Source organism: Polaromonas sp. P1_G2, from assembly GCF_056405515.1.
The window spans coordinates 1-9,100 of sequence record NZ_JBFUBY010000278.1 but is presented as its reverse complement, the minus strand read 5'-3'; the positions used below and the strand labels follow the sequence as shown (position 1 = coordinate 9,100).

The window sequence follows — 9,100 nt, the reverse complement described above, 5'->3', positions numbered from 1 at the left end:
GACCCCGCCGGAGTCGAGCACCGCAGGTTGCCCGAAGCGGAGCGTAGGGACCCAGACTGCGGGTCGCCTTTCTTTTGCTTACTTTTCTTTGGCGAAGCAAAGAAAAGTGAGTTGCTGCCGGCAACCCCGGCCAGCCACCCTCAGCAGAGCGCGCTCCAATCAGAACCCCTCCGGCAAGAGTAAGGAACCCATATGCTCATAGCCAAAAACATCAACCAATACTACGGCGGCTCCCACATCCTCAGAGACGTGAGCCTGGACGCCCACCTGGGCAAGGTAACAGTCCTCCTGGGCCGCAACGGCGTAGGCAAAACAACGCTCCTGAAATCCTTAATGGGCCTCGTTCCGATCAAAACCGGAACAATCGACTTCGACGGCAAACAAATCCAATCCAGCACCCCCTATGAACGGGCAAGAGCAGGGATAGGCTTCGTCCCCCAAGGCCGCGAAATCTTCGCCCGCCTCACGGTAGAAGAGAACCTCCGCATGGGCCTGGCCTACAAGAGCGCGTCGACCCCCATCCCGGCCGAACTCTATGAACTGTTCCCGGTACTCAAGCAGATGCTGAACCGCCGCGGCGGCGACCTGTCGGGCGGGCAGCAGCAGCAACTGGCCATTGCACGCGCGCTGGCGGCCAAGCCCAAGCTGCTGATCCTGGACGAACCAACCGAGGGCATACAGCCCAGCATCATCAAGGACATAGGCCGCGTGATCCGCATGCTGGCGGACCGGGGCGACATGGCCATCCTGCTGGTGGAGCAGTACTACGACTTCGCGCAGGAACTGRCCGACGACTACCTGGTGATGGAGCGCGGCGAGTTCATCGCGCGCGGGCAGGGCAAGGACATGGAARCCAACGGCGTGCGGCAGCTGGTGGCGATCTAGCGCTTTGCCTGCCGGCGCCGAATCAAAGCCCTGCTTCTGCCGGGCTTTTTTATGACTGCGGGCGCGCCGGGATTCGCTCCCCGGGCGCGAACGTAGAATCGCAGCGGTCGCCGAATTGGCTGCCGCGGGATCCACCCCTGCGGGCGCGACAAGCCGGCTCTGAAAAACAATCAATAAAAAGGTACGCGCCGATGGCTTTGCTGGCCTTGGACAACTGGCTGATCCGGGAGAAAACGCACGCGGGGTTGTCGGGATTTCGCCGCTTCCTGGTGGAGTTCGGCTGCTTCGGCCTCAAGGAGGCGAGGGCCTGCCTGTTTGCCGGGCTGTTTTTTGCGGCGGTGTTCCTGGTGCCGCGCGCCGGTGTGGCGGGTATTCCGCGCTATGACCTGCTGCTGGTGATCGCGCTGCTGATCCAGGGCTGGATGGTGCTGGCCAGACTGGAAACGCTGGACGAACTCAAAGCCATCTGCCTCTTTCACGTGGTGGGGTTCGCGCTGGAGGTCTTCAAGACCTCGGGATCCATCCAGTCCTGGAGCTACCCGGACTTTGCCTATACCAAGCTGTTCGGCGTGCCGCTGTTTTCGGGCTTTATGTATGCGGCGGTGGGCAGCTACATCATCCAGGCATGGCGCCTGTTCGACCTGCGCATCCGGCATCACCCGCCTCACTGGATGGCCGTGGTGATCGCGGTGCTGGTGTATGSCAATTTTTTCACGCACCATTTCTGGGGCGACTACCGCTGGTACATCGCGGCTTGCCTGGCGGGCTTGTACGCGAGGTCTTCGGTGATCTTCCGGCCCTATGACCGGGATCGCAGCATGCCCTTGCTGCTGGGATTTTTGCTGATCGGGTTTTTTATCTGGGTGGCGGAGAACATCAGCACCTTCTTCAGCCTGTGGCACTACCCCAACCAGCTCGGCGCCTGGTCCCTCGTGCATGTGGGCAAATGGAGTTCCTGGTCGCTGCTGGTGGTGATGACCTTCACCATCGTGGCCAACCTCAAGCATGTGAAGGCGCGCATCCATGTGCCTGACTGACGCGGGGGCCCCTGCATGAAGCTGCGTTTTGACCGCGAGGCGGCACTGTGGGCCGTGTTCATCTTCATCATTGAAGTGCTGATCGCGACCGTGTGGTCGCACCACCCCTGGCTGCGGGGTTTTGTCGGCGACGTGCTGGCGGTGGTGTGGGTGTACTTTCTGTTCAAGACAGTGATCAAGGCCAACACTGCCGGCCTGGCGCTGGCCGCGTTTGGGGTGGGCTGCGGGGTCGAGCTTGCCCAGTATGTGGCGGCCGTGAACGGCTGGCATGTCGAGAACCGGGTGCTGCGGATTGTGCTGGGCTCGGTGGCCGACTGGATGGACGTGCTGGCGTATGCCTGTGGATTTGTTTTGGTGTTGGCGCTGGAGTTCCTTCTGGTGCGGTTCCGCTCTTTTCTTTCTCTCTTCCTTTTGAAGAGGGCGTAAATGCATGGCGGCGCAACAACACCCAGGATTTTTTAAGCGGCTTTTCGGTTAGGATGTTTTCGGGCCGGCCCCATTGCCGGCCACGTCGCTCGGACGGTTCCGGGCGCTCACGTGAAAGTCTCCTTCTATGTCTGCTTCTCCAGGCAAGCGCCGATTCGCGCGCATTGACCGCCTTCCCCCTTACGTCTTCAACATCACGGCCGAGCTGAAACTCGCGGCGCGCCGGCGCGGCGAGGACATCATCGACATGAGCATGGGCAACCCCGACGGCGCCACACCGGCGCACATCGTGTCCAAACTCGTGGAGGTGGCCCAGCGCCCCGACACCCACGGTTATTCGGCCAGCAAAGGCATCCCACGGCTGCGGCGCGCCATCGCGCACTGGTACCAGAGCCGCTATCAGGTGGCCATAGACCCGGACAGCGAGGCCATCGTGACCATAGGCTCCAAGGAGGGCCTGGCCCATTTGATGCTGGCCACGCTGGACCGCGGCGACACCGTGCTGGTGCCGGACCCGAGCTACCCCATCCACATCTACGGCGCGGTGATCGCGGGCGCCGACATACGCTCGGTGCCGCTGACGCCGGACACGGATTTTTTTGCCGAGCTGGAAAAAGCCATACGCGGCAGCTACCCCAAGCCCAAGATGATGGTGCTGGGCTTCCCCTCGAACCCGACGGCCCAGTGCGTGGAGCTGGAGTTTTTCGAGAAGGTCATCGCGCTGGCGCGCAAGCACGACATCTTCGTCGTGCACGATTTAGCCTATGCCGACATCGTGTTCGACGGCTGGAAAGCGCCGTCCATCATGCAGGTGCCGGGCGCCAAGGACATCGCGGTGGAGTTCTTCACCCTGTCCAAGAGCTACAACATGGCCGGCTGGCGCGTCGGTTTCATGGTCGGCAACCCCGACCTGGTGGCGGCGCTGGCCCGCATCAAGAGCTACCACGACTACGGCACCTTCACGCCGCTGCAGGTGGCCGCGATCGCCGCGCTGGAAGGCGACCAGCAATGCGTGAAAGACATCGCCGCGCAATACCAGGCCAGGCGCGACGTGCTCTACAAAGGCCTGATCGAAGCCGGCTGGCCGGTGGATTGCCCCAAAGCCTCGATGTACATCTGGGCGCGGATCCCGGAGGCCTATCGCAAGCTTGGCTCGCTGGAGTTTGCCAAGCAGCTGCTCGACAAGGCCAAGGTTTGTGTGTCGCCGGGGATTGGCTTTGGCGATCACGGGGATGACTATGTTCGGTTTGCTTTGATTGAGAATGAGGCGCGGATTCGGCAGGCTGTTAGGGGGATTAAGGCTATGTTTAAGGCTGATGGAGTTCGGTAGTCTTTGCCGGTCTTGCTCCGGCGGGGCGCTCGCTGCGGAGGGTTGCTGGCCGGGGTCGCCCGGCGGCGACTCACTTTTCTTTGCTTCGCCAAAGAAAAGTAAGCAAAAGAAAGGCGACCCGCAGTCTGGGTCCCTACGCTTCGCTTCGGGCAACCTGCGGTGCTACAAGGACTCGCCAAGGCGAGTCCTTGTGGTTTTCAGTATTTGGATTTGGTATTCCTTCCCCACCCCTTGTGGATGCGCCGAGGAGCGGAGGTCCAGACGGATCAGGGATCGCGTTGTTTGAGCCGAAGGCGAGTTTAGCGAGACCCCGTCTGGACCGAGCACCGCAGGTTGCCCGTAGCGAAGCGGAGGGACGCGGCAACCAGGGTCGCCTTTTCTTTTGCTTACTTTTMTTTTGGCGAAGCAAAAGAAAAGTGAGTAGCCGCCGGGCTACCCCCGGCCAGCAACCCTCAGCAGAGAACGCGCAAGCCGGAGCAAGAACCGGCCTAAAGACCCACTCCCCAACAGCATTGCGGCCCACAAAAGAAGTGGGCCGCATTGCGGCCCACCTTTGCTTCTGCTTCATCCGGGGTTTTCATCAAACCCCGGCGGAGCGAGTGGCAACTGTTATTGCGATGGCGCGGCGGCGGGCGCCGGGATCACCACAATGTTGTCGGTTGAGGTCTGCGGCTGTACGCGCACGTTGGTGGCGCCGGCCGGGACGACGACGGTCTCTACCTGGCGGACCACACCGCCGCTGGCGACGCTGCCGTCCGCTTTGCCGTAGCCGACGATGCGGGCCTGGCAGGCGATCAGGTCTTCGCCCTTGAAGACGTCGCAGCGTTTGAGCGCGTTGGCGGAGAACTGGCCGTTGGCGTTGTCAACCTTGCCGGCGCGTTTGGCAGCGTTGGCGTTACGGACTTCGGTCATGCAGGTTTCACGGTCCTGCTGCGTGCGCCCGGTCAGGCAGGCGTTCATCTCGCTCTTGGCATCGCCGGTGGCGTCGATGCCTGTGGTGCCGGAAGCGATTTGTGCCGTGGCGCCCAGGGAGAGCAGGGCGGCGACACCAAAGATGGCGGCGCTTTGGGCCAAGCGGAAATTCCGGGATGAAATCATGGTCAAACTCCTTGATCGAACTCGACGGATGTCGATGAATGGAGTCTGGGCCGGGCCCGGCCGGGGCCGTGAAAGGAAAAGCTCCGGGCCGTCCGTGCCCTATGCCCATTCCCATGTAGGACGGGTCTCTCATAGGGCGCACATCCGCCCCAGGGGTGCGGATTTGATGCTTTTGATGTTTATATATACAGCCCGGCTTGTTCGACCTTCAACCTTCGACGGGCGCGGCGCTTCAGGTCGACCAGAGCCTTGGTGTCGACGGCGCCAGTTGCCACATCTCCTTGCGCCAGGCCTGCCACACCTGCCTGAGCAAGGCCATGGCGGGTTCGACCACCGGCGAAAGCACGCGCACCACAACGACCTGCGCGTCGGGGCTGGTGGCACCGGCGCTGGAAGCCAGGGAGTGGGCCTGCAGGACTTCGCGCGCGCAGTCCAGCGCGAGTTCACGGCGTTTGCGCTCAAGCTTGCTGCCGGCCACAAAAAACAGCGTGGCCATGCAGCGCCGGCCGGCCAGGCCGACGGGGCTGTCCATCAGCAGTTTGTCGTTCGCGTCCAGCCGCGCGCGCTCCAGCCAGACGCCGGGCAGCTCGATGTGCTGGCGAAAGCTGCCGTTTTCAAAGGGCTGGCCGGCGGCGGGCAGGCCCAGCGCGGTGACGTCCCAGCCCATGAGTTCGGCGCCGGGCGCGAGCGCCATCGTCAGGCGGTTCTCGGCGAGGCAGCCGCTGTAGCAGATGGCTTCAAGCGGCAGCCATTCCATGCGCGCACCGGCGGCCAGCGTGWGCCGGGTGTTTTGCAGCGCGGGCTCGCCGGTGGAGCGGTAAAAACGCGTGGCGCCGGGGGTGGTGATGAGGCCGTGCGTGCCGGGCGCGGCGCTGAAGGCCAGCTCCAGCGTGTCGCCGCCGACCAGGCCGCCGGGCGGGTGCACGATGACGTTGTGGCAGATCGCGTCGCCTTCGGGGTACAGGCTTTGCAGTATGCGCAGCGGCCCGCTGTGGCGGAAGTGGGCAAGTGTCTTGCCGGCCTGGTGCGTGTAGTCGAGTGCGAGCGTCGCGTTCCAGGTCATGGGCGAAGTTTAACGTGCGTAAGCGCCGCTGGTATATTTCGTGCTTCCCCAAAGGGTGGTGCGCAAGCTGGTTCCGGTCCAGCCATCGCCCATTCGTTGATACGCCTGACAAGAAACACAAACAATATGGCCACCTCCGCCCTTGACCACTTCATCTCCAGCGCCGTCGAGCAGACGCAGCGCCGCATGGATCCCGCCGACTGTGTGCTGGCGCTCGCGCCGCGGATGCTGGAGCTGATAGACCAGGCCGCGACTTCCTGGAGCCGCAGCACTACCGCAGCGACCCGGACCATTACGCCCGCAACCTGGTCTACAGCGCGCCCGATGCCAGCCTGTCCCTCTACACCCTGGTCTGGTCGCCCGGCCAGTGGACGCCGGTGCACGACCACGGAAGCTGGGGCGTGGTCGGTGTGCTCGAAGGCGTGCTGGAGGAACGGAGTTATGTGCGCCTGTCAGTGGACCGCAACACCGATGAGGGCATCAACCTTGTGCGTGGTGGCGTCATCCTTCTGGGGCGCGGCGCGGTGACCAGCTTTGTGCCGAATCCCGACCACATCCATGTGACTGGTGTTCCCCTGGAGCGCCCTCGGGCGGTGAGTTTGCATCTTTATGGGCGGATGATGAGTAGCTTCAATACTTATGATGTTTCGGCTGGGACTCGGAAGAGGGTTAGTCTGGAGCATAACGAGAGCTAAGGCTTCTTTGGCCAGGTCTTGCGCCGGCTGCGCGCTCCCTTTCCTCCGTGCTCTTTGCTGAGGGTTGCTGGCCGGGGTCGCCCGGCGGCGAGGCACTTTTCTTTGCTTCGCCAAAGAAAAGTACCCAAAAGAAAGGCGACCCGCAGTCTGGGTCCCTACGCTTCGCTGCGGGCAACCTGCGGTGCTCGACTACGGCGGGGTCTCGCTAAACTCGCTACGCTGCGCTTCGCTCARACAACGCGATCCCTGATCCGCCTACGTCTGCGCTCCTCGGCCCAGCCAGGACGGGGCAATCGGGAGCGGGAACMGAAGACAGAAGAAATCCAAAGAGACAAAGAGATAAATGCAAACAAGGACTCGCCACGGCGAGTCCTTGTGTCTTCAGGTATTCGGTATTGGTATTCCATCCCCACCCCTTGTGGATGCGCCGAGGAGCGCAGGGCCAGACGGATCAGGGATCGCGTTGTYTGAGCGAAGCGAGTTTAGCGAGACCCCGTCTGGACCGAGCACCGCAGGTTGCCCGTAGCGCAGCGAAGGGACGCAGCAACCAGGGTCGCCTTTTCTTTTGCTTACTTTTCTTTTGGCGAAGCAAAAGAAAAGTGAGTAGCCGCCGGGCTACCCCCGGCCAGCAAGATCAAGAGAAGGACGCCCCGCCGGAGCAAGACCGGCCTCAATCCTCACTGCGCCACCTTCTCCTTAGCATCCTTCACCCGCGCAGCCAGGTGATCCAAAGCCTCCTGCACCTGGTCGACGAGCACCAGGCAAAGATCCCCTGGTGACAGCCGCTCAAGCGCAGTATCAATCGCCAAAAACTCCCCCCGTATCTCATCGATGCGTTGAGTGCGGCGAGCTTTGTGCTCGCCCTCCAGCCCCTGCCGCAGCAGGCCCATGACCTCACCGTCGGCACGGCCGCGCTGGGCGGCGTCCTGGTAGAGGATGACGTCGTCGAACGCGCCGCCCAGGATGATGGTCTGGTCGCGGATGTCGCTGTCGCGGCGGTCGCCGGCGCCGCTGATGACGACGCTGCGGCGCTGGCCGGGTGTGGCGGGCATGGCGTCGACGGCTGCCACCAGGGCGCGCATGGCGTCGGGGTTGTGGCCGTAGTCGGCGATGACGGTGGCGCCCTTGTAGTCCATGACGTTGAAACGGCCGGGCGCGTTGTGGGCGTCGTTGACGAAGCTGGCGAGGCCGCGCCTGATGGTGTCCCAGTTGAGGCCGGCGCCCCAGGCGGCGGCGACGGCGGCCATGACGTTCTCGACCTGGAAGCTGATGCTGCCGCCGCGGGTGACGGGCACGCCCTGCAGCGGGATGCGCTCGACCCAGGCGCCTTCGGCTGCCACCAGCATGGGGCCGTCGACGTAGACGGTGCGTTTGCCCTGGGCGCGGTGCGTGGCCATGAGCGGGTGGTGGCGGTCGGCGGCGAAGAAGATGATCTTGCCGGGGCAGGTGGCGGCCATGTCGGCGACGATGGGGTCGGCGGCATTGAGCACGGCATAGCCCGTGTTGGACACGTTCTGCACGATGACGCGCTTGAGCACGGCCAGGTCTTCGACGGTGGTGATGTAGTTCAGGCCGAGGTGGTCGCCGCTGCCGATGTTGGTGACGACGGCGACTTCGCAGCGGTCGAAGCCCAGGCCTTCGCGCAGCACGCCGCCGCGGGCGATCTCAAACACCGCCGCGTCGACGTCGGGGTGCATGAGCACGTTGCGCGCGCTCTTGGGGCCGCTGCAGTCGCCGCTGTCGGTCTGCCGGCCGTTGATGTAGACGCCGTCGGTGTTCGTCATGCCGGTGCGCAGGCCTTCGGCGGCCATCAGGTGGGCGATCAGGCGGGTGGTGGTGGTCTTGCCGTTGGTGCCGGTGACGGCGATGACGGGCACGCGGCCGTTGTCGCCGGCGGGGAAGAGCTCGTCGATCATGGCGGCGCCGACGGCGCGGCCCTTGCCGTAGGAGGGCGACAGGTGCATGCGCAGGCCGGGCGCGGCGTTGACTTCGACGACGCCGCCGTTTTGCGACTCGAGCGGGCGCAGCATGCTTTCGCAGACCACGTCGACACCGCAGATGTGAAGGCCGACCATCTGGGCGGCGGCCACGGCGCGCGCGGCGACCGAGGGGTGCACGTCGTCGGTGACGTCGGTGGCGGTGCCGCCGGTGCTGAGGTTGGCGTTGTTGCGCAGGATGACGCGCCGGCCCTTGGCGGGAATCGATTCGGGCGTGAGCTCCTGCACTTCGAGGCGCGCGACGGCGATGTCGTCAAAACGGATCTTGGTGAGCGAGGTGGCGTGGCCTTCGCCGCGCCGCGGGTCCTGGTTGACGATGTCGACCAGTTCGCGCACGGTGTGCAGGCCGTCGCCCACCACCTGCGGCGGCTCGCGGCGCGAGGCGGCGACCAGCTTGTTGCCGACCACCAGCAGGCGGAAGTCGCTGCCGGGCAGAAATTTCTCGACCATGACCTCGCCGTGTTCGGCGGCGGTCTTGTAGGCGATGTCCAGGTGCTCACGGGTGCTGATGTTGACGGTGACGCCTTTGCCTTGGTTGCCATCCTGCGGCTTGACGACCACGGGCAGGC

Annotated in this window: 8 protein-coding genes; 5 read left to right on the top strand and 3 right to left on the bottom strand. The window is 64.0% G+C overall.

The features are described from left to right. The first annotated feature begins 192 nt into the window (after positions 1-192). The 4 genes from urtE to alaC all read left to right on the top strand — a co-directional run bounded on the left by urtE (position 193) and on the right by alaC (position 3,678). Positions 193-885, top strand: coding sequence for an urea ABC transporter ATP-binding subunit UrtE (urtE, locus tag AC1D0P_RS21320; protein WP_477678577.1), 693 nt, complete (start codon positions 193-195; stop codon positions 883-885). Between the two features lie 191 nt (positions 886-1,076). Next, positions 1,077-1,922, top strand: a complete 846-nt coding sequence (locus AC1D0P_RS21315; protein ID WP_477678576.1) for a DUF817 domain-containing protein — start codon at positions 1,077-1,079, stop codon at positions 1,920-1,922. A 15-nt stretch (positions 1,923-1,937) separates the two neighbouring features. Beyond that, positions 1,938-2,348, top strand: a complete 411-nt coding sequence (locus tag AC1D0P_RS21310) for a ribosomal maturation YjgA family protein (RefSeq protein ID WP_477678575.1) — start codon at positions 1,938-1,940, stop codon at positions 2,346-2,348. A 127-nt stretch (positions 2,349-2,475) separates the two neighbouring features. Continuing rightward, positions 2,476-3,678 (top strand): alanine transaminase, encoded by a 1,203-nt coding sequence (gene alaC, locus AC1D0P_RS21305; RefSeq protein WP_477653300.1) that lies wholly within the window; start codon positions 2,476-2,478, stop codon positions 3,676-3,678. A 609-nt stretch (positions 3,679-4,287) separates the two neighbouring features. On the opposite strand, the gene AC1D0P_RS21300 is transcribed toward alaC, so the two are convergent. Next, positions 4,288-4,752: a hypothetical protein gene (locus AC1D0P_RS21300; protein ID WP_477678574.1), complete on the bottom strand. Its 465-nt coding sequence runs from the start codon at positions 4,750-4,752 to the stop codon at positions 4,288-4,290. 256 nt (positions 4,753-5,008) lie between these two features. Continuing rightward, positions 5,009-5,839 (bottom strand): urease accessory protein UreD, encoded by an 831-nt coding sequence (locus AC1D0P_RS21295; RefSeq protein ID WP_477678573.1) that lies wholly within the window; start codon positions 5,837-5,839, stop codon positions 5,009-5,011. Between the two features lie 200 nt (positions 5,840-6,039). Here AC1D0P_RS21295 and AC1D0P_RS21290 point away from each other — a divergent pair, with 200 nt between their 5' ends. After that, positions 6,040-6,534, top strand: a complete 495-nt coding sequence (locus AC1D0P_RS21290; RefSeq protein ID WP_477678578.1) for a cysteine dioxygenase family protein — start codon at positions 6,040-6,042, stop codon at positions 6,532-6,534. Between the two features lie 677 nt (positions 6,535-7,211). Here the strand turns inward: AC1D0P_RS21290 and AC1D0P_RS21285 are convergent. Further along, a partial coding sequence (locus AC1D0P_RS21285) for a cyanophycin synthetase (RefSeq protein WP_477678572.1) occupies positions 7,212-9,100 on the bottom strand: 1,889 nt, incomplete at its 5' end.